A 23170-nucleotide genomic window follows, 5' to 3' on the forward strand; every position below is an offset into this window, starting at 1 on the left:
GCCGTCACAAAAGGGTCGCGCTCGCGGCCCTTTCTGCTGTAAAATAATATCGCGGGGTGGAGCAGCCCGGTAGCTCGTCAGGCTCATAACCTGAAGGCCGCAGGTTCAAATCCTGCCCCCGCAACCAAATACACAAAAGCCCGCCCCGTGCGGGCTTTTGCATGTCTGGTAGCCGGTCGAGCATTCAACGCCTAGTCAGCGGCCCGCAGGACGCCAAGCCCACGCAGCGGGACAGAAAATGACAAATCCTGCAAACGAAACAAAATTCCTCTCTTAAAAGTAGAAGCCAGCTATCGCTGGCGTGAAGACTTCATCTTCACTGGCGATGGTAGCCCCTCGTTCGCTAAAGTTCGCCATAACGTGAAGGGTGAGTAACGCGAACGGGACAAATCCCGACCACGCAATCAAACAAAACAAGTACACTTCCGCGGCACGCGGCGGGCTCGCGCTGTGCGGGTTGCCACAGTCATCGTCTGGTTGGCGAACTATCTCGAATGCTTTTCTGTCTAATATTCAAGTATCGTAACATGTGCCGGATTCATGACGAAATGTATTGAAATATTACGTTTCTTGAATTGCCTATAGTGGAGGAAGATGTAGCGTAGAAGTATTGATGCAGTAAAAATGCAACCAAGATGTTGTAAATCGCGCTTTTCACTCCCTAAAACTAATTACTTTGGGCCATTTCCTTCCTTCTCAATCCGTATTAACATAATTAAGAAATGTCTAAAAAATAATGCGGTGACATCAGGGGCCGGCATTTCACAATATCCAGTACCCGCCATCGCTGAACATCTGAGTAAAGTGTAACGCTAGGGGAGGCGTATATGTTCATGACAGGCTCAGGAATGGAGAATGCAGACCAAAGTCGCAAGTTGGGCGTGTCCGCAGATACTATAATGGTGGTAGCCAAGGCGGATCTATTTTCGGAATGCATGGCGGAAGCACTGGCGAAGAAATTTCCGAACTGCGAAGTTGTAAGTATAAATAGTACAAAGCCGATGATGGAAAAGGATACTGTCGATATAAAGCTCGTTTTATTCTATCATATATCCGGTCCGGAACTCCATGAGGCGCTGCAGGGCGTCCGCGAAAGCCATCCTGAAACCTCGATCGGACTTGTCGTCGAGGCAATCGACATGCTCGAACCCTATGTTCGCCGGCTGGTGGAGGCAAGAATCATCGATGGTGTCCTGCCGCTTAACCTTAGACTCGACGTCTTCATGGCGGCGGTGGACCTGTTGATGAAGGGCGGCGAGCATTTCCCCTCCGCACTCCTCAATCGCCTTGCCAACAAGAACGACCAACTCGAGCCATCGCTCTATCAGACGAAATCGGTCGACGCGGCACGCAACAATGCTCTCAAGTTGAGACGCGACAGCATCTCCTCATTGACGACCCGCGAGGTTCAGATCCTGGATCTCATCTGCAAAGGGACGCAGAACAAGATTATCGCCGACAAGCTGCACCTTTCCGAAAACACCGTGAAGGTTCACGTCCGCAACATCTATAAGAAGATGAATGTCCGCAACCGGACGGAAGCCGCGTCCCGGTTCTTCAATGAGCATCCTGTGGGTGAAGACGACATGTCCGCCCGGTGGCGCAACTGATCTGACGTTGCTTCAGATCGAGGGACGCGCAAAGCAGCGCGACTTCTGTCCGAAGCCGCTGGGGGAGCAGATATAAGGCGCTGAGCCGTGATAGGCGACAGCGCGAACCGGTGCGGGCGCCTGGCGTTCGGTCGGACTGGCCGGATAGGCATAGGCCTTGGAGACGCGCGGCGCCTCGACCACGACGACGTTCTTCGTCGCGATACCAGCGATATCGTCGCCGGCGATCGTGCAGGCCGTCTGTCCGATCGCAAGAAGCGTCGTTCCCCCGACAAGCATAACAGCACGGAACAGACGCCAGCTTTTCAGCTGCGCTGCATCTTGTTTTTTCCACATAGCCAACCCCCTCGCTTATGGCGCTTCCGGATAATGTCCGGCCGTACAGTCGATCACGGCCAGCCTCTCCCGTTCCCTCGTATACTAGCTTCATTGAGCGAAGCTTGAGCAGCAAAGGCAGGCATTTTGGCGGCAGAGTATTAAGAATGATTAATCATTCGTTATTTTAAAGAATAGTTGCGTAATTATTTTGGATACTTGGTATTTTTAAAGTTGACCGTAGCGGTGGTAGTCTTATTATTTTAATAGTAATTCGGTAAACCGAAGCATAATTCCAAAGCTGTTCGTGGATTTATTCTTTTATCCATGAATAACGTGCCGGACAACGAAGGCATGAATTGCATACCAAACAAAAAGACTAGATATATGGGAAGGGGTTTGTAATGCGTAGTTTCGTTCCCAACGAAGGTTATTCCGCAGTCGCAGGCATATTGGCGCTCCAGGGACAGCGCACCGCTCTGGTGAATGGCGGGGCCGGGTTCCTTGGCTCGCATCTCTGTGAGAGGCTTCTGCAGCGCGGCCACCGCGTCATATGCCTCGATAATTTTTCCACCGGCCGCCGTTCGAATGTCGAGCATCTTCTATCGAATGCCCGTTTCGACATCATCGATCACGATGTTCGTCAGCCTTTCGATATCGAAGCGTCGCTGATCTTCAACTTCGCCTCTCCCGCCTCTCCGCCCGATTACCAGCGGGATCCGGTGGGAACGCTGCTCACCAACGTGCTCGGCGCCGTCAACACCCTGGATTGCGCGCGAAAGACCGGTGCGACCGTGGTTCAGTCGTCGACATCGGAGGTCTACGGCGATCCGAACCAGAATCCTCAGCACGAATCCTATTGCGGCAATGTCAATCAGATCGGGCCGCGCGGCTGCTACGACGAAGGCAAGCGTAGCGCCGAGACCCTGTTCTTCGATTATCACAGGACCTACGGCGTCGACATCAAGGTTGGCCGGATCTTCAATACCTATGGGCCGCGCATGCGCCAGGACGACGGTCGGGTGGTCTCCAATTTCATCGTGCAGGCTCTGCGCAATGATGACCTGACGATCTACGGCGACGGTCAGCAGACTCGCTCTTTCTGCTATGTCGACGACCTCGTCGAGGGTTTCCTGCGCTTCTCGACCGCCGGCAGCGCCTGCATCGGCCCGATCAATCTCGGTAACCCGACCGAAATCACCGTTCGCCGCCTGGCGGAAATCGTCCTGGACCTGACGAATTCGCGCTCGCGGATCGTCCACTTGCCCAGGGTCACTGATGACCCCCGCCAGCGGCGGCCGGATATTTCCCGCGCCATGGCCGATCTGGGCTGGCTGCCCCTGGTCGGGCTCGAAACCGGTCTGGCACGCACCGTCGATTATTTCGACGCGCTGCTTGCCGGCGAAGAGAAGGTGGAGGTCGTATGAGATGCCCCGCTACATTCTGGTTACCGGCGGCGCCGGTTTCATAGGCAGTCACGTCTGCAAAGCGCTGGCGCGCGCCGGCATGGTTCCGGTTACCTACGACAATCTCTCTACCGGACATGCCGACAGCGTCCGCTGGGGGCCGCTCATTCGGGCCGAGCTCGGCGATGCCGTCGCTCTGCGCCGGACGCTTGCGGATTTTTCGCCCGAATGTGTCATCCACTGCGGCGCCAGTGCCTATGTCGGCGAATCCGTCGACATGCCCAGGAAGTATTACCGGAACAACGTCGTCGGCAGCCTCACCCTGCTCGAAGCCTGCCTCGATCAGGATATCGACCGGATCGTCTTTTCGAGCAGCTGCGCCACCTATGGCGTTCCCGCCTCGCTACCGATACGGGAGGAAAGCCCGCAGCAGCCGGTCAATCCTTATGGCCGCACCAAGCTGATCTTCGAGATGGCGCTCGAAGATTTCGCCGCCGCCTATGGCATCCGCTTCGCGGCGCTGCGTTACTTCAACGCGGCCGGAGCCGATCCCGAGGGCGAGCTTGCCGAGCGTCATCAGCCAGAGACCCATCTCATTCCTCGCGCCCTTCTCGCTGCCGCCGGCAGACTGGAGCGGCTCGATATCTTCGGCACCGACTATCCGACGGAGGACGGAACCTGTGTTCGCGACTATGTCCATGTCAGCGATCTCGCACAGGCGCATCTTGCAGCCGTCAACCATCTGATGGAGGACGGGGAATCGCTCAGCGTCAATCTCGGCTCCGGCCGGGGCACCTCGGTGCGCGAAATTCTCGAGGCGATCTACCGCACGACCGGCCGGGAAGTTCCCGTCCGCTACCGCGCTCGCCGTCCCGGCGATCCGCCGATCCTCTTTGCCAATACGGCAAGGGCGCAGGCGGAACTCGGTTTCTCGCCTGCTCTCTCGGATATCGATACGATCATTCGCACCGCCAGTCCCACCTTCGGGCTGGAGGTGAGAGCATGAGCGAGGCCTCGATCGGCAACGGCGCCAGAATGGCGAAAGCCGCCGCTGACATGTTCGATCCTGTCTTCATCGGCCGGAACCGTGCCGTCTACGGCCTCGGCATTTTCTGCTGGCTGGCCGCACTCGGCTATTTCTGGATCTGGTGGTGCCAGTCCGCCCATATCATCTCCTGGGCAGCCTTCGTGCTCGTCACCCTCGTCGTAGCCTGGATCACGCTCATCCCGGCCTATTTCATCCTGATCTTCCTCGATGCGAGGAGGGTCAGCCCCGCGGCACCCCTGCCGCAGGGGCGAGTGGCGATGGTCGTCACCAAGGCGCCGTCCGAACCCTTCGCCGTCGTCCGCGCCACACTTCAGGCGATGCTCGACCAGGTCGGCGTCGATTTCGATGTCTGGCTGGCCGATGAGGATCCGTCGGCGGAAACCGGGCGCTGGTGCGCGGAGCGCGGCGTGCTGATCTCCACCCGAAAGGGCGTGGCCGCGTATCATCGCACCGCCTGGCCGCGCCGGACGCGCTGCAAGGAGGGCAACCTTGCCTATTTCTACGACCATTTTGGTTATGAGCGCTATGATTTCGTCGCCCAGTTCGATGCCGACCATGTGCCGACGCCGACCTATCTCCGGGAAATCCTGCGTCCCTTTGCCGATCCCGAGGTTGGCTATGTCTCGGCCCCCAGCATCTGCGATGCCAATGCCGGGGCAAGCTGGGCGGCGCGCGGCAGGCTCTACGCGGAGGCAAGCCTGCACGGTTCGCTGCAGACGGGCTACAACAATGGCTGGGCGCCGCTCTGCATCGGCTCGCATTATGCGGTTCGCACATCGGCCCTCCGCCAGATCGGCGGCCTTGGACCCGAGCTTGCCGAAGACCATTCCACGACGCTGATGATGAATGCCGGCGGCTGGCGCGGCGTGCACGCCGTCGATGCGATCGCCCATGGCGACGGACCTGCGAATTTCACTGATCTTGCCGTCCAGGAATTCCAGTGGTCGCGCAGCCTGGTCACCATCCTGCTGCAATATTCCCGCCATTATGTCCCACGTCTGCACTGGCGGCTGAGATTCCAGTTCGTGTTTTCGCAGCTCTGGTATCCGCTCTTTTCCACCATCATGGCCGCGATGTTCCTGCTGCCGGTTGCAGCCTTGCTGACGGGCCAAGTCTTCGTCAACGTGACCTATCCGGATTTCCTGCTGCATTTCACGCCCACATCGATCGTGCTGACGCTGTTTGCCTTCTTCTGGCGGGCAACGGGCACCTTCAGGCCGTACAATGCGAAACTCTTCGGGTGGGAGGGGCTGGCCTTCATCTTCATCCGCTGGCCGTGGTCGCTCGCCGGCACCCTTGCCGCCGTGCGCGATCATATTTGTGGCTCCTTCGTCGATTTTCGCATCACGCCGAAGGGACGGCAGGGGCAGCGGTCTTTGCCGCTGCGCGTCATCGCGCCCTATATCGGGCTCGCCGGGCTTTGCACCGTCGCCATGGCGCTCGCCAGCAAGGCCGCCGCTGCCCAGGGCTTTTATATCTTCGCCGCAATGAATCTTGCGATCTATCTGTCGCTGACGGTGCTGATTGTCGTTCGCCATGCGATCGAAAACGATCTGCCGCTGCTGCCGCAATCGCGCGGGCTGTGGCTTGCGACGGCCACCGGACTTGCGATCTGCATTACCGGCGGCATGCAGGCGGGTAGCCATGGCTTGCGCAGCCTCGAAGCCCTTTCCCATGGCCAGACGCTCGTCAGTTTCAGCCAGTCGCAATTTACCGTCGCCGGCGCCGGCGTCGGCGGCAGCAAGACCAGGGTCGTGAAATTCCGCCTGAAGTGGAACGGGTTCGCAAGCACGGGACGGGATGAACAAGGTGTCTGAGCCGGCGGAACCGGCAAGTGGCGAGTAGGAGAATGTAATGAGTATCGGTTCGAGACTATATGGAGCTGCCCTCGCCCTCAGCCTGTGCTTGCCTGTGGTGGCAAACGGCGCCGAGGCCGTGGGGAAGAAGGCGCCGGCGCCGCTCAGCGCCTATGAGCTCTATCGGATGTATAGCGACAGGACGTGGACCTGGGGCACTGGCGGCGGCTATTTCTTCGATGAGGGCCGGCGGTTCGTCGCCTGGACCAATGACAAGGGCAAGCAGTCTTTCGCCGAAGGCAGATGGGTGGTCGACGATTTCGGCCAGCTCTGCATGCGCGCCACCTGGACGAACGCCGAAGGTGCCGGCCGCGCCAGCACCTGCTTCGGCCACCAGAAGATCGGCAAGGTCATCTATCAGCGGCGCCAGCCGGACGGCAATTGGTACGTGTTCCGCCATGCAACGGCGCTGGATGGCGACGAATTCCGCAAGCTCATTCCTGTGGACACCGTGAGCGCGAAGGCGCGCGAACTGAAGCAGGTCCTGCTGAGCCAGGAAGCAGCCCGCAAAGGAGGGTGAGCCATGAAGAAGCTGATGAAGAAACGCCTCTCGACCGTCGCGATGGCGGTGCTGCTGCTGTCAGTCGCGGATCTGCCGGGCCGAAGCGAGGTGCAATATGCGGGCATCATCGCGGACCCGGCGGCGCGCGCGCGGACGATCGTCGACAAACGCCCTGTCCTTCATGCCGACGGCATCAAGTTCGGCGCCTACGATCCGAACGGCGATTTCGGCGCACAGGCGAATGTCGCGACCGAAGCTCTGTTCCTGCCCTGGGAGGACGTCGACCTGGAAACGCTGCGCGCCGCAGATGCCTACGCACAGGCAAGAGGCCGCAACCTGCTGATCACGGTGGAACCCTGGTCCTGGGACGTCGATTGGCGGCTGAGTTCCGACCAGCTTCGTCGAAAGGTCCTGCGCGGCGACTATGATGTCAACATGCGTGCGATCGCCCAGATGATATCCCAGCTGAAAAGCCCGGTGATCATCCGCTGGGGACAGGAGATGGAGGACAAATCGGGGCGGTTCTCATGGTCCGGCTGGAATCCGCAGGACTACATCGCGGCCTACAAGCGAATGATGGACATCGTCCGCGAGGAGGCGCCCGGAACGGAGCTCATGTGGTCGCCGAAGGGTGAGCCAGGCCTCGACGCCTACTATCCCGGCGCCGATTATGTCGACCTCGTCGGGCTCTCGGTCTTCGGTCTGCAGCGCTACGACGAGCTTGCCTACAGCAAGCACCGGACATTCTCCGAGGCGCTGAAGCAGGGCTATGATCTCGTCGCCGGCTACGGAAAGCCCATCTGGGTGGCGGAACTCGGCTATGAAGGCGGCGACGCCTACATGAAGCCCTGGATCGAAACCGCCACGCTGAAGCAGAGCGCTTTTCCAAACCTGCGGGAGGTGGTCTATTTCAACGATCGGGATGTGAATGCCTGGCCGTTCAATCTCGGCCGGCCGGACTGGCGCGTGGTCGAAAGCCTGGCCGCCAACTGACATTCTTGAAAATGGAAAGGCCCGCCGGGGTTTGCGGGCCTCTCCTCTCATGTCGGGCGACCGGTCATCCCTTGATCGTCGCCTTGCCTTCTTCGATGAGCCGGGTTGCCGCATCGGCGGGCGAGACCCGTTCGAAGGCCAGTTCGTCGCAGAGTGGGCGCAGCACGCGCTGGTCGAACTGCGTCGACCCCATCGGCGCCGGCGCCGGATACTCACCGACCTGATCCTTGAGAAGGTTGACGTATTTGACTGTCTCCTGCTCCGTCGGGTTCAGCTGGGGCAGGATGGCTTCGCGCACCGCCGGCGACATCGGCACGCCGCGCTCGACGCCGAGGATCTTGCCGGCTTCGACGTCGTTGACGAAGAAATCGATGAATTTCGCGGCCGCTTCGCCATTCTTGGTCGTGGCGCCGACGCTCCAGATCAGCGCGGGACGATAATAGTGGCCAGACGGCCCACCCTTCTTCTCGCGCGGCAGCGTGGTGATGCCGATCTTGTTCTTGATGATCAGCTGATAGCCGATCATCTGGTTGGAATAGGCCATGCCGATCGCCGATTTGCCGAGCGCCAGGCAATTGGTGTCGATCGTATTCTGGTCGAGCGTCTGCACGTCGGCGGCGACCGTGCCGCCCTTTTTGCGCAGGTCTTCCCAATAGCTGAACCATTCCCTGGCATCGTCGGAGGTAAAGCCGAGAGCGCCGCCTTTGTAGAGGCTCTTGCCGCGCTGGCGCAGCCACGCGTCGAAGACGTAAGCATAGCGCGCGGCATAGGGCCCGCCGGCAAAGCCCTCCTTGCCTCCAGCCTTCGTCAGTTCGACGGCAAGTTTGGCATATTCATCCCAGGTGAGGTCGGGCGTCGGCAGCGGCAGCCCGGCTTTTTCGAAGAAGACGGTGTCGAAGAACATCGCGAAAGAGTTGAGGCCGAGCCCGATGCCGTAGAGCTTGCCGTCGACTGTGGTGAGCTTCAGCATGTCGGCGCCGAAGGACTGGACCTTCAGCGTCGCGGGCACGAATTCATCGAGCGCCAGGCAGGCACCGCGCTTCGAATAGTCCGAGATCGTGTTCGGCTCCAGCTGGAAGACGTCTGCGATGGAACGGCCGGCCATCTGGGTCGCGAGCTTCGTCCAGTAACCGTCGCCGGAAAGCGATTCGCCAACCAGGGTCACACCGGGCGTTTTCGACTGGTAGAGCTTGGCGACATCGAGCGTGCGTTTGGCGCGGTCGTTGGATCCCCACCACATGGCCCGGAGCTGCGTGTCTTCGGCAAAGGCCGGTACGGCGCTTCCTGCGCCGAAGGCGAGGCCGGCGGCTGCACCGGCTGAACCCATTAGGAATGAACGGCGGTTGACCTGCATGATAATCCTCCTTTGTCCCACTATGCCCGCTGCCATCCTCCAATGGCGTTGTCAGGCATTTCGGCAAGCAGAGTACGCAAGAATTTTTTTATTGCAAGAAATAATGATTGTCTTGCAAATTTGCATTATTTGCATAATGTTTGCTACATGAACGATTTGAAAATCAAACGGCCGCGGCAGGCTGATATCGCGAAATTGGCCGGCGTCTCCGTCTCCACGGTGTCGCGCGTGCTCGCCAACGAACCTGGTATCAGCGACACCGTGCGCAGCAAGATATTGAAGGTGGCCTCCGAACACGGTTATCCCGTCAAGTCGGCCTCCGAAGCCGTTGCCGGCGGCTTGGCGCTGATCGCCAGCGATGGTGTCACGGGTGGGCTCAGCGTTTTCTACGAGTCGATCGTCGATGGCCTGCGCGCAGGTACTGCGGAAGCCGGCATGCCTTTCGAAGTGCGGATGGTCCGCGAGGATCGCGCCACGCCCGAGGTCATACGCGACTACATGCAGACCGCGGATGCCGAAGGCCTTTTTCTCGTCGGCATCGATCCGAACGAAAAGCTGCGCGGCTGGCTGGAGGAGAGCCTGACGCCCACGGTTCTTGTCAACGGCACCGATCCCAGCATGCATTTTGATGGCGTTTCGCCGGCTAATTTCTTCGGCGCTTATGAGGCGACGAGCCGGCTGACGAAAGCCGGCCATCGCCGCATCCTGCATCTGACCGGCTCCCATCGCCACACGATCCGGGAGCGTGTGCGCGGTTTCGAGGCGGCGATCGCCGCCGTCCCTGGCGCCAAGGGCCGTCTTGTGCCGCTGACCTTCCAGGGCAGCGCCAGCCGCGAGGCGCATGAACTGACTGTCGCGGCCCTGGCCGAGGATGCCGGTTTTACTGCCGCCTTCTGCATGAATGATTTCATCGCCGTCGGCGTGCTCGAGGCCGTGACCGAGGCTGGCCTGCGCGTGCCGGAGGATTTCGCGATCGTAGGCTTCGACGATCTGCCCTGCGCGCTGATGACCAATCCGCGGCTTTCCACCATGCGCGTCGACCGCGCCGCGCTGGGTCGCGAGGCCGTGTCGCTGATGTTGTCGCGTTTCCGCGACAGGACAGCCCCTGCGCGCCACATCTGCCAGGCGGTCGTTCCCGTTCCGGGAGGAACCGTTCCGAATGCCGAACCCGTGAGAGATGCCGATGACCTATGATCCCGCCAGCGCCAACCCGCTTGCCGGCAATCCGCTGGAAACCCGCGCCGATATGAGCCGGGCCCTGCTCGCGCTCTTCGAGCCGCTGCTTGGCAGTTTCTCGAAAGGCAACGCCCGCGTCAGGCTCAATGGCGGCGCCGCCCATTTCGACCGAGCCGCCGCCGACCTCGAAGGTTTCGCCCGCCCGCTCTGGGGATTGGCGCCGTTTGGCGCCGGCAACGGCGACTTCTCCCACTGGCATCGTTTTGCCGAAGGTCTCGCAAATGGTACCGATCCCGCCCATCCGGAATATTGGGGAACGGTCAATGGCCGCGATCAGCGCATGGTCGAGCTTGCCGCACTCGGTTTTGCCCTGGCGCTCGTGCCGGAAAAGATCTGGGAGCCGCTCGATCAGCGCGCCCGCGGCAATGTCATCGCCTATTTCAAGCATGCCAGGCAGTTCGACTATGCCGACAACAATTGGAAATTCTTCCGGATCTTCGTCGATATCGCGCTCGATCGTCTCGGCGCCGATTTCGACCGCAGCCTGACACGGCAATATCTTGAAGAGCTCGAAGGTTTCTATATCGGCGACGGCTGGTATCGCGACGGCAACGTGCGCCGCGTCGACCACTACATTCCCTTCGCCATGCATTTTTATGGCCTGATCTATTCGAAGCTCGTCGATGACGACTATGCGAAGCGCTACCGCGAGCGCGCGGTCCTCTTCGCCCGGGATTTCCGCCACTGGTTTGGCCCCGATGGAGCGACGATCCCCTTCGGCCGCAGCCTCACCTATCGTTTCGCCTGCGCCGGCTTCTGGTCAGCACTCGCCTTTGCCGATCTCGAGGCCTTGCCTTGGGGTGAGATCAAGCATCTCTGCCTGCAGCATCTGCGCTGGTGGAGGGATAAGCCGATCGCCGATCGTGACGGCGTGCTGTCGATCGGCTTCGGCTATCCGAACCTCTTGATGTCGGAGAGCTACAACTCTGCCGGCTCGCCCTATTGGGCTTTCAAGGCCTTCCTGCCGCTCGCGATCGCTGAGGATTATCCGTTCTGGACCGCCAGCGAGAAGGCACCGGCACCGGCGCCCGAGGTCGTTCCCCAGCGCCATCCCGGCATGGTGCTCATGCGGGCGGGCGGTGATGTCGTCGCGCTTTCATCCGGGCAGGAAAACCTGCAGATGCGTTTCGGCACGGAAAAATACGCGAAATTCGCCTATTCCACGCGTTACGGCTTCAGCGTCGAGGCCGATGAGCGCGCCTTTGCGCTTGCCGCCTTCGATTCGATGCTGGCCTTCAGCGATGACGGCCTGCACTACCGCGTGCGCGAAACGAACCAGGAAGCCAGGCTCGCAGGCGATGTGCTTTACGCGAAATGGTCGCCTTTCCCCGATGTCGGCGTCGAAACCTGGCTTGTGCCGCAAGCCCCCTGGCATATCCGCCTCCACCGGATCAGGACAAACCGGCCGCTGCGCATTGCAGAAGGCGGATTTGCCATCGCCCGCCGGGATTTCGAACTGGATACGCTGTCAGGTTCGGATGGAGCTGCCTACGCAATCGGCGAGGCAGATTTCACCGGCATTCTCGATCTCGGCTCTTCGGTCACGCGCGCCGGGCTCGCCCAGAAGGCGCAGCCCAATACCAATGTGATCGTCGCAAAAACCATCGTGCCGCAACTGCGCGGCCAGATCCCGGCCGGCGAGACCATCCTGGTAACGGCGGTGCTGGCGCTCGACGATCCCGCTGCCGTCTCGTCGGTCTGGACGAAGCCGCCGAAAGCGCCGGATCTTGCGGCGCTGGAGGCCTTGATTAAGGAAAAGGGCGTGACCGTCAGCGCCATCGAAGCGCCGGGACAGATGCCATGAGCCGCCCGGCGATCGTCCTTGCCATGCAACCATCCCGCACTGAGCATGTCCTGCCAGATGAGATCCTGCGCCGGCTGGATACCACCGGCCGCCTGCTCGACGTCGAGCCGCTGCAGCGCCTGGACGACACGCGCGCACGACGCCTGCTTGCCGAAGCCGAAATCCTGATTACCGGCTGGGGCGCGCCTTATGTCGGGCCGGAGATTCCCGCCGCCGCGCCGCGGCTTCGTCTCATCGTCCATGCGGCGGGCACGGTGAAGGGCGTCATCGACGACGCCCTCTTCGCAGCCGGCATAACGGTCAGCCATGCCGCCGAGGCCAACGCCGTGCCGGTCGCCGAATTCTCGCTTGCCGCAATCATCTTCGCCGGCAAGCGCGCCTTCCGTTTCCGCGACCTCTATGTCGCCGACCGCAGCCGCGATCGGACCCATCCGATGCAGCGCGAAGCGATTGGCAATTATGGTCGCACCGTCGGCATTGTCGGCGCCTCGCGCATCGGCCGGCGCGTGATCGAGCTCTTGAAACCTTTCGATTACAGGCTGCTGCTATCCGATCCCACGCTCGATGCCGCGGAGGCAGCCGGCCTCGGAGCTGAGAAGGTCGAGCTCGACGACCTGATGCGACAGGCGGATATCGTTTCCCTGCACGCGCCGTCACTGCCGTCGACACAGCATATGATCGATGCCCGCAGACTGTCGCTGATGAAGGATGGCGCGACGCTGATCAACACGGCGCGCGGCATTCTGATCGATGAGGCGGCCCTGCTTTCGGTGCTGAAGACCGGCCGGATCGATGCGGTCATCGACGTCACCGATCCGGAGATTCCGGAGGCAGATTCCGCCTTTTACGATCTGCCGAACGTCTTTCTGACGCCGCATATTGCCGGCGCCATTGGACTGGAACGTGCACGCCTTGGCAAGATGGCGGCGGACGAAATCGAGCGTTTCGTTGCCGGTCAGCCGCTGCTCTACCAGATCCGCCGGGAGGATCTTGAAAACATCGCCTGACGCATGCGGCGGCGTGCGGGTCATGCGTTCAGCGCGACGTCCTCAGCGAGTTGGGCGAACCGTCATTGGCAAGCTCGGGCATCAGATCGGCGATATCGACCACCTTGCCGGTGCGCGAACTCGTCAGCGCGGCAATGCCGCACAGCACCGACATGGCGCCCGCTCGCGTGCCGGCACGCTGGCCGAGCCGATCTTCCAAGTCGGGCTTGAAGATCATGTTGCGCATCCGGTCGTCGCCGCCGTAATGGCCGCCTGTGAAATGCGGAACGACGATGCGCTCCACCGCCTCTTTGCCATTCGGAAAATTACGGATGAGAAGAATCGTGTCCTGCCTCGGCTCTTCCCAGGGCTGGGCCTCATATTGGCGAAGCTCGATGCGCCCCTTGGTGCCGTTGAAGGCGAGGTGATGGCCCTCGATCGGCTGGAAGGTGTTCAGCGAATAGGAGACATGGACGTTGTTGCGGTAGCGGAGGCTGACCACCATCGTATCGGGAATATCGATGTCTTCGCGGAAAACGCAACCGTCGCGGAAATAGCCGTCAATCTTCGACGGCTCTTCGTAGAGCTGATCGAGAAAGGGATCGGCTTCGAGATCGAGATAGTAGTCGCATTCCTGCGTGTGCGGACAGAGTTTGCAGCGCGGCCCGCGGAACGGGCCTTTGCGGCCGTAGTTCTGCAGGTCGGCGAAGGAGGTGACGGATTCGGGATCGCTGTCGAGATACCAGTTCAGAAGATCGAAATGGTGGGTGGCCTTGTGGACGAAGAGGCTGCCGGAGTTTTCGGTATAGGCATGCCAGCGGCGGAAGTAGTCGGCGCCGTGCTTTGTATTGAGATACCAATGGAAGTCGACTGACGTCACCCGGCCGATCTCGCCGGCATTGAGCAGTTCCTTGATCTTGGCGGCTGTCGGCGCATAGCGATAGTTGAAGGAGACGTCGACCCGGCGGCCAGTGCGCTTTTCAGCGTCGAGAATCCGGCGAATCTTCTCGACCGAGGTAGTCATCGGCTTTTCGGTGATGACGTCGATGCCGGACTCCAGCGCCCGCACGACGATATCGTCATGCGTGTGGTCGGGCGTGCAGACGATGACCAGGTCCGGCTTCTGTTCGGCGAGCATGGAATCGATGTTTTCATAGAGCGGAGCATTGCTGCCGATCATGTTGCGAGCACGCTCGCCGCGCAGCGAATTCTTCTCGACGATGGCCGTCAGGTCGACATGCTCGCGCCAGCCGGCAAGCAGGTCCTTGCCCCACATGGTGGTGCCGCGGTTCCCGGTGCCGATCAGGGCAAAACGGCGTTTCTCCATCGAATAATCCTCCTGCATGCATGATGAAACGAATACTGAAATCAGGCTTGGCAACAGCTTCGGAAGCGTTCGACACAGGTGGCAATCACTTCGTCGGCGGGGCGCTTCCACCAGTTTTCGGCCGAAAAGATCTCCACCTCCTGCGCACCGAAGAAGCCGGCGGCCTCGACCATCCGTCTTATGCCTTTGAGGTCGATGACACCATCGCCCATCATGCCGCGGTCAAGCAGCATATCGCCAGTCGGCACCAGCCAGTCGCAGATGTGATGGGCGAAGATGCGGTTCATGCGCCCGGCGCGGGCAATCTGGTTGGCAAGATCAGGGTCCCACCAGACATGGTAGACATCGATTGCAACGCCGACATCCTCGCCGAGCGGCTCGCACATGTCGAGCGCCTGGCCGAGCGTGTTCACGCAGGCCCGGTCGGCGGCATACATTGGGTGCAGCGGCTCGATGGCGAGCTTCACCCCGGCAGCCTGTGCATGCGGCAGCACGGCGGCGATTCCGTCAAACACCATCTGGCGGGCAGCGACGATATCCTTCGAACTGCCCGGCAAACCGCCGACGACGAGCACGAGGCAATCGGCGGAAAACGCTGCCGCCTCGTCGATGGCGCGTCTGTTGTCGTCGAGGTTCTTCTGCCAGTCGGCATCGTTTGCCGCCGGAAAGAAACCGCCGCGGCAAAGGCCGGTCAGCTTGATGCCGTTCGATTTGACGATGCGCACCGCCTCGTCGAGACCGGCCTTGGCGACCTGGTCGCGCCAGGGGGCGATCGAAGTGATACCGTGCTTCAGGCAGATATCGACGGCTTCGGCAAAGCCGCATTGTTCGCGGATCGTCGCGAGATTGATCGAAAGTCCTTCGACCTGCATGTCATTCCTCTCCCATAGTCGCACTAGCGCTTAGTGAACGCCGTGGACGGCAAGCACCTGTTTCATGCGCGTCACCGCGAGTTCCGGATCGGCGAGAACCCGGGCCTTGTCGGCGAGCCGGAAGAGTTCGGCCAGATGCGTCAGCGATCGCGTACTCTGCTGGCCGCCGACCATGGTGAAATGGTCCTGCAGGCCGTTGAGGTAGGCAAGGAAGACGACACCAGTCTTGTAGAAGCGCGTCGGCGCCTTGAAGATATGGCGAGAAAGCGGAACGGTCGGCTCGAGCAGATCGAAAAATTCGTGGTTGCTTTTGCGGCCGAGCGCTTCGAGTGCGGCGGACGCTGCCGGCGCGATCGCATCGAAAATGCCGAGCAGCGCGTCGGAATGACCCTGTTCGTCGCCGGCGATCAGTTCGGCGTAGTTGAAGTCGTCGCCGGTGTACATGCGCACGCTTTTCGGCAGCTGCCGGCGCATGGTCACTTCCTTCTCCTTCGAAAGAAGCGAGATCTTGATGCCGTCGACCTTGGCGGCATTGGCTTCGATCACCTGCAGGCAGGTTTCCATCGCCTTCAAGTGATCGCCATTGCCCCAGTAGCCCTCCAGCGCCGGATCGAACATTTCGCCGAGCCAATGGATGACTACGGGTTCCTTGACCTGGCGAAGGATCCGGTCATAGACCCTGACATAGTCGTCCGGCCCTTTTGCCGTGACGGCAAGCGCCCGGCTCGCCATCAGGATGATGCGTCCGCCAGCGGCTTCCACCGTTTCGATCTGCTCTTCATAGGCTTTGATAATCGTGTCGACGGTGACGTTGGGGCCGGGCGTCAGATGATCGGTGCCGGCGCCGCAGGCAATCAGTGCATCCTTGCGGCCGGCCGCCTCGGCAAGCGCGCGGCGGATCAGATCGCGGGCTTCCGGCCAGCCGAGGCCCATGCCGCGTTGCGCCGTGTCCATCGCTTCGGCAACGCCGAGGCCGAGGTCCCAGAGCCGGTGACGGAAGGCGAGCGTTCGCTCCCAGTCGATCGCCGGCGTCAGCCAGGGATCGTTGTCGGCGAGCGGATCGGCAACGACATGAGCGGCGGCAAAGGCGATGCGCGGGAAGCTCTTGGCGTCCCGCTTGTTGATCTCGATCGGCGTGCCGGTCAGCGTGTAGGGAACGATCTTGCCGTCGACGGGGAGATTGATCGTCGTCACGGCTCAGAACTCCAGCGCCGGAACGTCGAGCCAGCGGCGCTCGGCCCAGGATTTCAGCCCGAGTTCGGCAAGCTGCACGCCCTTGGCGCCGGCTTCCAGTCCGTAGGGCCACGGCGCATCCTCGACGACATGGCGGATAAACATCTCCCACTGCACCTTGAAGCCGTTGTCGAAGGCCTGCGTATCCGGAACCTCGTCCCAGGTCTTGTAGAAGTCGATCGTCTGCGGCTGGTCGGGGTTCCAGACCGGCTTCGGCGTGTTGACGCGATGCTGGCTCCAGCATTTCGTCAGGCCGGCGACGGCCGAACCATGCGTGCCGTCGACCTGGAAGGTGACGAGATCGTCGCGGCGTACGCGCACGGCCCAGGAGGAATTGATCTGCGCGATCGCACCGCCTTCGAGTTCGAAGGTCGCATAGGCCGCATCGTCGGTGTCGCAATCATAAGGCTTGCCCTGCTCGTCGATGCGTTGGCCGATATGGGTGGCGCCGAGGCAGGAGACGGCCTTGACCTCGCCGAACAGATTGTCGAGCACGTAGCGCCAGTGGCAGAGCATATCGAGAATGATGCCGCCGCCGTCGGCCTTGCGGTAGTTCCAGGAGGGGCGCTGGGCGGGCACGCCCCAATCGCCTTCGAAAACCCAGTAGCCGAATTCGCCGCGTACCGAGAGGATCTTGCCGAAGAAGCCGGAATCTCTCAGCAGCGCCAGCTTGCGCAGGCCGGGCAGGAAGAGCTTGTCCTGCACGACGCCGTGCTTGAGCCCGGAGCGGCGCGCCTTGCGGGCAAGATCGATCGCCACCTGCAGATCGTCGGAAATCGGCTTCTCGCAATAGACGTGCTTGCCGGCGTCGAGCGCCTTGGAGAGCAGTTCGGCGCGCATCAGCGTCGTGCCGGCATCAAAGAAGATCGTATCGTCGGGATTGGCGAGAGCAGCATTGAGATCGGTCGACCAGCGCTTGATGTTGTGCTTCTTCGCCAGCTCTTCCATCTTGGCGCCGTTGCGGCCGACAATGATCGGGTCGATCTCCAGTTTCTCGCCGGATTTCAACGTGATGCCGCCCTGATCGCGGAAGGCCAGAATCGAGCGCACCAGGTGCTGGTTGTAGCCCATGCGGCCGGTGACGCCGTGCAAGATGATCCCCAAGCGTGCCATTTTTTCCTCCCTGCAATCCTTTGCGGCGGGAGCGGGCGTCCTGGCCCGGCCCTCCCAAGCCGGTAACTAAACGGTTACTTGATGACAGAAGAGCGCCGAACCTGTCAAGAGTCAAATCCTGCTTTCGAAATCAGAGCCTTTCCGGGTTAGATTGCAGCATTCTGCCGGAGCAGGTTTTCGTCAGGGCAAAGGCGATTGGCGACGGGCATACCCCTTGGTACGTCCGAGCCGATCGCCTTTGATCCTGGCGGAAAAATGCCCGGCCCTTCGGGTTGGCTGAAACGGGCCGCTTGATCGACCGGCCGGCTTGGCCGTAGAGCTGGGCTACGACGCGCACCGGCCGGTCGACAATCCGACTCCGTTTGAGCCAACAGAATGCTGCAAGCTAACCCGGAAAGGCTCTAGCGCTTGATCGAGGCCAGTGTGACGTGGACGATATGCCGTTCCCAGGCATTGAGATGGGCCGGCTCGATCAGGTCGCGGCCGAAGATCGTCGAAAGCGTGTACTGGTTGGAGAGGTAGAAATAGCCGAGCGAGGCAATCGTCAGATAGACATGCAGGGGATCGGCGGTCTCGATGAAGACGCCCTGCTTCTTTCCCTGCTCGAGCACCTGGGAAAGCTCGCCGATCAGATGCGAATGCAATTCCTTGAGCCGGACGGACTGGCGAAGCCACCGGGCGCGATGAAGGTTTTCCGTGCCGAGCAGGCTCAAGAACTCCGGGTGCTCGAGGAAATAACGCCAGGTGAAGAGCGCGAGTTCGCCGATGCCTTCCTCGGGGCTGCGATCGCCGATATGCAGCGCGCGCTCGGCGGTACGGATGCCGACATAGGCTTCTTCGAGCACCCGGAGGTAGAGCTGCTCCTTGTCGCCGAAATAATGATAGAGCATGCGCTTGTTGGTGCCGGCGCGCTCGGCGATGGCGTCGACGCGGGCGCCGCCCATGCCGTTTTCGGCGAATTCCCGGGTGGCCGCTTCCAGGATCGCGGCGCGTGTCCGCTCCGGATCGCGTTGGCTCGTCCGCTCCTGGGACGGGCGCCGCGACATTTTCTTTTCCCCATGCTCGCCGCTGTCGTTCATCGCTCCGCCCTCCGTCTTCCCGTGTTGCGCTCATAAGCCTTCGGTGCGAAATTGTAAAAACCGAATTTAGAAGGGCGGCCCGCGCGAGCCGACACCGCTTGACATGCTTGCCGCTTTGCCCGTAGCTTGTAACCAATTAGTTATTTGCGCAAGCATAACTAGTTCGGAAGCGTGTGGAGGCGCTTCCCTTTGGAGGAGGAAAAAATGACCCTACGTGTAAGTAGACGTAATTTCGTTGCGGGAGGGGCCACGCTTCTTTCGCTCTCGGCGCTCGGAACCGGCGCCTTGGCACAAGAAAAGCGCTTGCGTCTTTTGTGGTGGGGGTCGCAGCCGCGCGCCGACCGCACCAACAAGGTATCGCAACTCTATCAGTCGAAGAACTCCGGCACGTCGATCACAGGCGAATTCCTCGGCTGGGGCGATTACTGGCCGCGCCTTGCGACCCAGGTCGCCGGTCGCAACGCACCCGACGTCATCCAGATGGATTATCGTTACATTGTGCAATATGCGCGGCGCGGCGCGCTTGCTCCGCTCGAATCCTACATGCCGGCCAAGCTCAACCTCGACGATTTCGACAAGGCGCAGATCGAAGGCGGCAGCGTCGACGGCCATCTCTATGGCGTCAGCCTTGGCGCGAACTCGGCCGCAACGGTCCTGAACACCACCGCCTTCAAGGAGGCCGGCGTCGATCTGCCGACCCAGGCGACCACCTGGGAAGAGTTCGCCCGTATGGGCGCCGAGATCACCAAGTCGGGCAAGCGCAAGGGCATGTTCGGCATGGCCGACGGCAGCGGCGGTGAACCGCTGTTCGAAAACTGGCTGCGCCAGCGCGGCAAGGCTCTTTATACCGCCGACGGCAAGATCGCCTTCGGTGTGGACGATGCCTCGGAATGGTACGACATGTGGGCCAAGTTCCGTGCGGCCGGCGCCTGCGTTCCCGCCGATGTCCAGGCTCTCGACAAGAACGATATCGACACCAACACGGTTTCGCTCGGCAAGTCGGCAGCCGGTTTTGCCCATTCCAACCAGTTCGTCGCTTATCAGGCAATGAACAAGGACAAGCTGGCGCTGACCAACTATATGCGTATCAAGGCGGATTCGAAGGGTGGCCATTATCGCAAGCCTTCGATGTTCTTCTCGGTCTCCGCCCAGTCGCAAGCGGTCGACCTAGCCGTGGACTACGTCAATTTCTTCGTCAAGAACCCCGAGGCAGCGGTCCTCCTGGATGTCGAACGCGGCATTCCGGAATCGAGCGCCATGCGCGAGGTCGTGGCGGCGAAGCTCGATGCGAACGGCAAGGTTCCGCTGGAATATGTCAGCGGCCTTGGCGAACTCGCCGGCAAATTGCCGCCGCCGCCGCCCGCTGGCGCAGGCGAAGGTGAGCTGACCTTGCGTAACATCGCCGAACAGGTGGCTTTCGGACAGCTATCTCCTTCCGATGGCGGCAAACAGCTTGTCGATGAAATCACGCAGATTCTCGCACGAGGCTGATCCCGTATGAGCAATGCGATGCGCACGCCCGCAGGGGCCATAAATGTGGAAAGATATCAGGGGGCTGTGGCCGAGGGACGTTTCAGGCGTCTCTGGAATGCTAATGCTCCCGGTTATCTCTTCCTTCTCCCTTGGCTCATCGGCTTTTTCGGGCTGACGCTCGGGCCGGCCCTGATTTCGCTCTACCTCTCCTTCACCGACTTCGACATGCTGCAGTCGCCGAGGTGGGTGGGAATGGCGAACTACGTGCGCATCGCCACGGCGGATCCGAAATTTTCCGCCGCCATGCACGTCACCCTGACCTATGTGGTCTTCTCAGTGCCGTTCAAACTGACCTTCGCCTTGCTGGTCGCCATGGCGCTGAACCGCGGCCTGCGCGGGCTGCCGATCTATCGCGCCATCTTCTATCTCCCCTCATTGCTGGGTGGCAGCGTGGCGATCGCCGTGCTCTGGCGTCAGCTGTTCGCCAGCGATGGCCTCGTTAATGCCGCGCTCTCGCATTTCGGCATCGAGGGTCCGAGCTGGATCTCGCATCCGAATTATTCGATCTACACGCTGGTGGCGCTGTCGGTCTGGCAGTTCGGCTCGCCGATGATTATTTTCCTCGCCGGCCTGCGCCAGATTCCTCAGGATATGTATGAAGCCGCCAGCCTCGACGGCGCGTCGAAATTCCGGCAATTCTACAAGATCACGCTGCCGCTTCTGACGCCGGTGATCTTCTTCAACGCCGTCGTCCAGACAATCGAGGCCTTCAAGGCCTTCACGCCGGCCTTCATCATATCAGGCGGCACGGGCGGTCCGATCAACTCGACGCTCTTCTACACGCTCTACCTCTACCAGGAAGCCTTCGGCAATTTCCGCATGGGCTATGCCTCGGCGCTCGCCTGGATCTTGGTGGTGATCATCGCGATCTTCACTGCCTTCTCCTTCCTAAGCTCGCGTTATTGGGTGCACTACGATGACTGAGATGACCGCTTCCGTCACTGCGGCCAGGCCGCCATCCGATATCACCAAACGCAGCCTGCCGGCGTCGCTCATCATCCACGCGCTGCTGATCGCCGCTTCGCTTCTCATGCTCTATCCGCTGTTGTGGATGGTTTCGGCATCGGTCAGGCCGGAAAACGAGATCTTCTCGTCGACCTCGCTCATCCCGTCGTCGATTGATTTCTCCTCCTATGCGCGCGGTTGGGTCGGTCTCGACGTCAGCTTCGGCCGGTTCTTCTGGAATTCGCTCGTCATCTCGCTGCTGGTGGTGACGGGCAATGTCATCGCCTGTTCGCTGACCGCCTTCGCCTTTGCGCGGCTGCGTTTTGCCGGCCGGAACTTCTGGTTCGCGATCATGCTCGGCACGCTGATGATCCCCTATCACGTGACGCTGATCCCGCAATATGTACTCTTCCTCAACCTCGGCTGGGTGAACACCATCCTGCCGCTCGTCGTGCCGAAGTTCCTGGCAAGCGATGCCTTCTTCATCTTCCTGATGGTGCAGTTCTTCCGCGGCATCCCGCGCGAATTGGACGAGGCGGCGATGATGGATGGCTGCAGCGCTTGGCGCATATACTGGAAGATCATGCTGCCGCTGTCGCTGCCGGTGCTGGCGACGGCCGCCATCTTCTCCTTCATCTGGACCTGGGACGATTTCTTCGGTCCGCTGATCTACCTGAACGACATGAACACCTACACGATCCAGCTCGGCCTGCGCACCTTCGTGGATTCCACGAGCGCATCGGATTGGGGCGGTCTGTTCGCCATGTCGACCCTGACGCTCGTGCCGGTATTCTTCTTCTTCCTGTTCTTCCAGCGCCTGCTGATCGAGGGCATCGCAACCACGGGCATGAAACGCTGATGGCGGCAACGGGAAAGAGTGACATGAGCATCAAGACGGTCGCGATCGTCGGCTGCGGCATCGGCCGCTCCCACATCGTCGAAGGCTACCTGCCGCATGCCGACAAGTTCAAGGTCGTGGCGATCTGCGACCTCGACGAGCAGCGCCTGGCTGATGTCGGTGACGAGTTCGGCATCGAGACCCGCACCACCTCCTTTGCGCAGCTGCTCGCCGACGACACGATCGACATCATCGATATCTGCACCCCTCCCGGCGTTCATCTCGAACAGGTGGTTGCGGCGCTGGCTGCCGGCAAGCATGTCGTTTGCGAAAAGCCGCTGACGGGGTCGCTCGCCGCCGTCGATACGATCATGGAAGCCGAAAAGACCGCCAAGGGCGTGCTGATGCCGATCTTCCAATACCGTTATGGCGACGGCATCCAGAAGGCCAAGCGGATCATCGACGCCGGCATTGCCGGCAAAGCCTATACGGCCTCGGTCGAAACCTTCTGGCTGCGCAAACCCGAATATTACGCCGTGCCCTGGCGCGGCAAATGGGCGACTGAGCTTGGCGGCGTGCTCGTCACCCATGCGCTGCATCTGCACGATATGCTGATGCATCTGATGGGGCCGGCCGCGAGGGTCTTCGGCCGTGTCGCCACCCGTGTCAACGATATCGAGGTCGAGGATTGCGCCTCTGCCAGCCTGCTGATGGAAAACGGGGCCTTCGTCTCGCTGTCCTGCACATTGGGTTCGCAGGAGCAGATCAGCCGGCTGAGATTGCATTTCGAGAATGTCACGTTCGAAAGCACCCACGAGCCCTATACGCCGGGCAAGGATCCCTGGAAGATCATCGCCGCCAATGACGACGTGCGAGAGAAGATCGATCGGGTGGTCGGCGACTGGCGGCCGGTCGCGCCGCGTTTCACCACGCAGATGGGCCAGTTTCATGCCTTCCTCAGCGGTCAGGGGCCGCTGCCGGTGACATCAACGGACGCCCGCCGCGCGCTGGAACTCGTCACCGCCATCTACCAGTCTTCCGACAGTGGAGCCGAAGTGCCGCTGCCGGTCGGTCCAGACAGTCCGAAATACGCCGATTGGCGCGCAAGAACGAAGTAACG

Annotated in this window: 20 protein-coding genes and 1 tRNA gene; 14 read left to right on the forward strand and 7 right to left on the reverse strand. The window is 61.0% G+C overall.

Annotation, left to right across the window (positions count from 1 at the left end; all coding sequences use genetic code 11):
• Positions 1–50: 50 nt before the first annotated feature.
• Positions 51–127: transfer RNA gene (locus EFQ99_RS32800), tRNA-Met, on the forward strand.
• Between the two features lie 700 nt (positions 128–827).
• Positions 828–1610, forward strand: coding sequence for a response regulator transcription factor (locus EFQ99_RS32805; protein WP_126925091.1), 783 nt, complete (start codon positions 828–830; stop codon positions 1608–1610).
• A gap of 12 nt (positions 1611–1622) precedes the next feature.
• Here EFQ99_RS32805 and EFQ99_RS32810 read toward each other — a convergent pair whose 3' ends face one another.
• Positions 1623–1946, reverse strand: a complete 324-nt coding sequence (locus EFQ99_RS32810; RefSeq protein ID WP_126925092.1) for a hypothetical protein — start codon at positions 1944–1946, stop codon at positions 1623–1625.
• A 383-nt stretch (positions 1947–2329) separates the two neighbouring features.
• Between EFQ99_RS32810 and EFQ99_RS32815 the strand changes: the two genes are divergently transcribed.
• From EFQ99_RS32815 to EFQ99_RS32835, 5 genes are read left to right on the forward strand one after another with little or no spacing between them, the layout of a single operon-like run.
• The gene (locus tag EFQ99_RS32815) at positions 2330–3352 is read left to right on the forward strand and encodes a UDP-glucuronic acid decarboxylase family protein (protein ID WP_126925093.1); all 1023 of its coding nucleotides are present in this window, start codon (positions 2330–2332) and stop codon (positions 3350–3352) included.
• A 1-nt stretch (position 3353) separates the two neighbouring features.
• Positions 3354–4337, forward strand: coding sequence for a UDP-glucose 4-epimerase GalE (gene galE / locus EFQ99_RS32820; protein ID WP_126925094.1), 984 nt, complete (start codon positions 3354–3356; stop codon positions 4335–4337).
• Positions 4334–6196 (forward strand): glycosyltransferase family 2 protein, encoded by a 1863-nt coding sequence (locus tag EFQ99_RS32825; RefSeq protein WP_126925095.1) that lies wholly within the window; start codon positions 4334–4336, stop codon positions 6194–6196. The genes galE and EFQ99_RS32825 overlap by 4 nt, the downstream gene beginning before the upstream one ends.
• Before the next feature lie 37 nt (positions 6197–6233).
• Positions 6234–6755 (forward strand): DUF995 domain-containing protein, encoded by a 522-nt coding sequence (locus tag EFQ99_RS32830; protein ID WP_126925096.1) that lies wholly within the window; start codon positions 6234–6236, stop codon positions 6753–6755.
• Positions 6756–6758: 3 nt separating this feature from the next.
• Positions 6759–7730 carry a glycoside hydrolase family 26 protein gene (locus tag EFQ99_RS32835; protein ID WP_126925097.1) on the forward strand — a complete coding sequence of 324 codons (972 nt, stop codon included), beginning with the start codon at positions 6759–6761 and terminating at the stop codon, positions 7728–7730.
• Between the two features lie 64 nt (positions 7731–7794).
• Here the strand turns inward: EFQ99_RS32835 and EFQ99_RS32840 are convergent, their stop codons facing one another.
• A complete protein-coding gene (locus tag EFQ99_RS32840; RefSeq protein WP_126925098.1) occupies positions 7795–9084 on the reverse strand; it encodes an ABC transporter substrate-binding protein in 1290 nt (429 codons plus the stop codon).
• 147 nt (positions 9085–9231) lie between these two features.
• Between EFQ99_RS32840 and EFQ99_RS32845 the strand changes: the two genes are divergently transcribed.
• From EFQ99_RS32845 to EFQ99_RS32855, 3 genes are read left to right on the forward strand one after another with little or no spacing between them, the layout of a single operon-like run.
• Positions 9232–10278 (forward strand): LacI family DNA-binding transcriptional regulator, encoded by a 1047-nt coding sequence (locus EFQ99_RS32845; protein WP_126925099.1) that lies wholly within the window; start codon positions 9232–9234, stop codon positions 10276–10278.
• Positions 10268–12124 carry a DUF2264 domain-containing protein gene (locus EFQ99_RS32850; protein WP_126925100.1) on the forward strand — a complete coding sequence of 619 codons (1857 nt, stop codon included), beginning with the start codon at positions 10268–10270 and terminating at the stop codon, positions 12122–12124. The genes EFQ99_RS32845 and EFQ99_RS32850 overlap by 11 nt, the downstream gene beginning before the upstream one ends.
• Positions 12121–13131: a hydroxyacid dehydrogenase gene (locus tag EFQ99_RS32855; RefSeq protein ID WP_126925101.1), complete on the forward strand. Its 1011-nt coding sequence runs from the start codon at positions 12121–12123 to the stop codon at positions 13129–13131. Before EFQ99_RS32850 ends, EFQ99_RS32855 begins: the two co-directional genes overlap by 4 nt.
• Positions 13132–13159: 28 nt before the next feature.
• On the opposite strand, the gene EFQ99_RS32860 is transcribed toward EFQ99_RS32855, so the two are convergent.
• The 5 genes from EFQ99_RS32860 to EFQ99_RS32890 form a co-directional block, all read right to left on the reverse strand.
• Entirely contained in the window at positions 13160–14437 is a 1278-nt protein-coding gene (locus EFQ99_RS32860; protein ID WP_126925102.1) for a Gfo/Idh/MocA family protein, read from the reverse strand.
• Positions 14438–14478: 41 nt separating this feature from the next.
• A complete protein-coding gene (locus EFQ99_RS32865) occupies positions 14479–15309 on the reverse strand; it encodes a sugar phosphate isomerase/epimerase family protein (RefSeq protein ID WP_126925103.1) in 831 nt (276 codons plus the stop codon).
• A gap of 30 nt (positions 15310–15339) precedes the next feature.
• A complete protein-coding gene (locus EFQ99_RS32870; protein WP_126925104.1) occupies positions 15340–16503 on the reverse strand; it encodes a dihydrodipicolinate synthase family protein in 1164 nt (387 codons plus the stop codon).
• A 3-nt stretch (positions 16504–16506) separates the two neighbouring features.
• On the reverse strand, positions 16507–17655 hold the full coding sequence (locus EFQ99_RS32875) for a Gfo/Idh/MocA family protein (protein ID WP_126925105.1): 1149 nt from the start codon (positions 17653–17655) through the stop codon (positions 16507–16509).
• A 401-nt stretch (positions 17656–18056) separates the two neighbouring features.
• A complete protein-coding gene (locus tag EFQ99_RS32890) occupies positions 18057–18734 on the reverse strand; it encodes a TetR/AcrR family transcriptional regulator (protein ID WP_126925106.1) in 678 nt (225 codons plus the stop codon).
• A gap of 204 nt (positions 18735–18938) precedes the next feature.
• Between EFQ99_RS32890 and EFQ99_RS32895 the strand changes: the two genes are divergently transcribed.
• Genes EFQ99_RS32895 through EFQ99_RS32910 form a run of 4 tightly spaced genes read left to right on the forward strand, consistent with a single transcriptional unit; the run spans position 18939 to position 23168 of the window.
• On the forward strand, positions 18939–20225 hold the full coding sequence (locus EFQ99_RS32895; RefSeq protein WP_126925107.1) for an ABC transporter substrate-binding protein: 1287 nt from the start codon (positions 18939–18941) through the stop codon (positions 20223–20225).
• Between the two features lie 6 nt (positions 20226–20231).
• Positions 20232–21191, forward strand: a complete 960-nt coding sequence (locus tag EFQ99_RS32900) for a carbohydrate ABC transporter permease (RefSeq protein WP_164736486.1) — start codon at positions 20232–20234, stop codon at positions 21189–21191.
• Positions 21184–22071 (forward strand): carbohydrate ABC transporter permease, encoded by an 888-nt coding sequence (locus EFQ99_RS32905; RefSeq protein WP_126925108.1) that lies wholly within the window; start codon positions 21184–21186, stop codon positions 22069–22071. The genes EFQ99_RS32900 and EFQ99_RS32905 overlap by 8 nt, the downstream gene beginning before the upstream one ends.
• Positions 22071–23168, forward strand: a complete 1098-nt coding sequence (locus EFQ99_RS32910) for a Gfo/Idh/MocA family protein (RefSeq protein ID WP_208722851.1) — start codon at positions 22071–22073, stop codon at positions 23166–23168. Before EFQ99_RS32905 ends, EFQ99_RS32910 begins: the two co-directional genes overlap by 1 nt.
• Positions 23169–23170: the final 2 nt, after the last annotated feature.

This window comes from Rhizobium vallis, assembly GCF_003985155.1.
In the GTDB taxonomy this organism is placed as follows: domain Bacteria; phylum Pseudomonadota; class Alphaproteobacteria; order Rhizobiales; family Rhizobiaceae; genus Rhizobium; species Rhizobium vallis.

Bases quoted from the DNA above. Each gene is read 5' to 3' on its own strand.
- EFQ99_RS32875 (WP_126925105.1), bottom strand. From the start codon at position 17,655: ATGGCACGCTTGGGGATCATCTTGCACGGCGTCACCGGCCGCATGGGC.
- EFQ99_RS32860 (WP_126925102.1), bottom strand. From the start codon at position 14,437: ATGGAGAAACGCCGTTTTGCCCTGATCGGCACCGGGAACCGCGGCACC.
- EFQ99_RS32855 (WP_126925101.1), top strand. From the start codon at position 12,121: ATGAGCCGCCCGGCGATCGTCCTTGCCATGCAACCATCCCGCACTGAG.
- EFQ99_RS32910 (WP_208722851.1), top strand. From the start codon at position 22,071: ATGGCGGCAACGGGAAAGAGTGACATGAGCATCAAGACGGTCGCGATC.
- EFQ99_RS32905 (WP_126925108.1), top strand. From the start codon at position 21,184: ATGACTGAGATGACCGCTTCCGTCACTGCGGCCAGGCCGCCATCCGAT.
- EFQ99_RS32840 (WP_126925098.1), bottom strand. From the start codon at position 9,084: ATGCAGGTCAACCGCCGTTCATTCCTAATGGGTTCAGCCGGTGCAGCC.
- EFQ99_RS32830 (WP_126925096.1), top strand. From the start codon at position 6,234: ATGAGTATCGGTTCGAGACTATATGGAGCTGCCCTCGCCCTCAGCCTG.
- EFQ99_RS32900 (WP_164736486.1), top strand. From the start codon at position 20,232: ATGAGCAATGCGATGCGCACGCCCGCAGGGGCCATAAATGTGGAAAGA.
- EFQ99_RS32850 (WP_126925100.1), top strand. From the start codon at position 10,268: ATGACCTATGATCCCGCCAGCGCCAACCCGCTTGCCGGCAATCCGCTG.
- galE (WP_126925094.1), top strand. From the start codon at position 3,354: ATGCCCCGCTACATTCTGGTTACCGGCGGCGCCGGTTTCATAGGCAGT.
- EFQ99_RS32895 (WP_126925107.1), top strand. From the start codon at position 18,939: ATGACCCTACGTGTAAGTAGACGTAATTTCGTTGCGGGAGGGGCCACG.
- EFQ99_RS32805 (WP_126925091.1), top strand. From the start codon at position 828: ATGTTCATGACAGGCTCAGGAATGGAGAATGCAGACCAAAGTCGCAAG.
- EFQ99_RS32845 (WP_126925099.1), top strand. From the start codon at position 9,232: ATGAACGATTTGAAAATCAAACGGCCGCGGCAGGCTGATATCGCGAAA.
- EFQ99_RS32835 (WP_126925097.1), top strand. From the start codon at position 6,759: ATGAAGAAGCTGATGAAGAAACGCCTCTCGACCGTCGCGATGGCGGTG.
- EFQ99_RS32890 (WP_126925106.1), bottom strand. From the start codon at position 18,734: ATGAACGACAGCGGCGAGCATGGGGAAAAGAAAATGTCGCGGCGCCCG.
- EFQ99_RS32810 (WP_126925092.1), bottom strand. From the start codon at position 1,946: ATGTGGAAAAAACAAGATGCAGCGCAGCTGAAAAGCTGGCGTCTGTTC.
- EFQ99_RS32865 (WP_126925103.1), bottom strand. From the start codon at position 15,309: ATGCAGGTCGAAGGACTTTCGATCAATCTCGCGACGATCCGCGAACAA.
- EFQ99_RS32825 (WP_126925095.1), top strand. From the start codon at position 4,334: ATGAGCGAGGCCTCGATCGGCAACGGCGCCAGAATGGCGAAAGCCGCC.
- EFQ99_RS32815 (WP_126925093.1), top strand. From the start codon at position 2,330: ATGCGTAGTTTCGTTCCCAACGAAGGTTATTCCGCAGTCGCAGGCATA.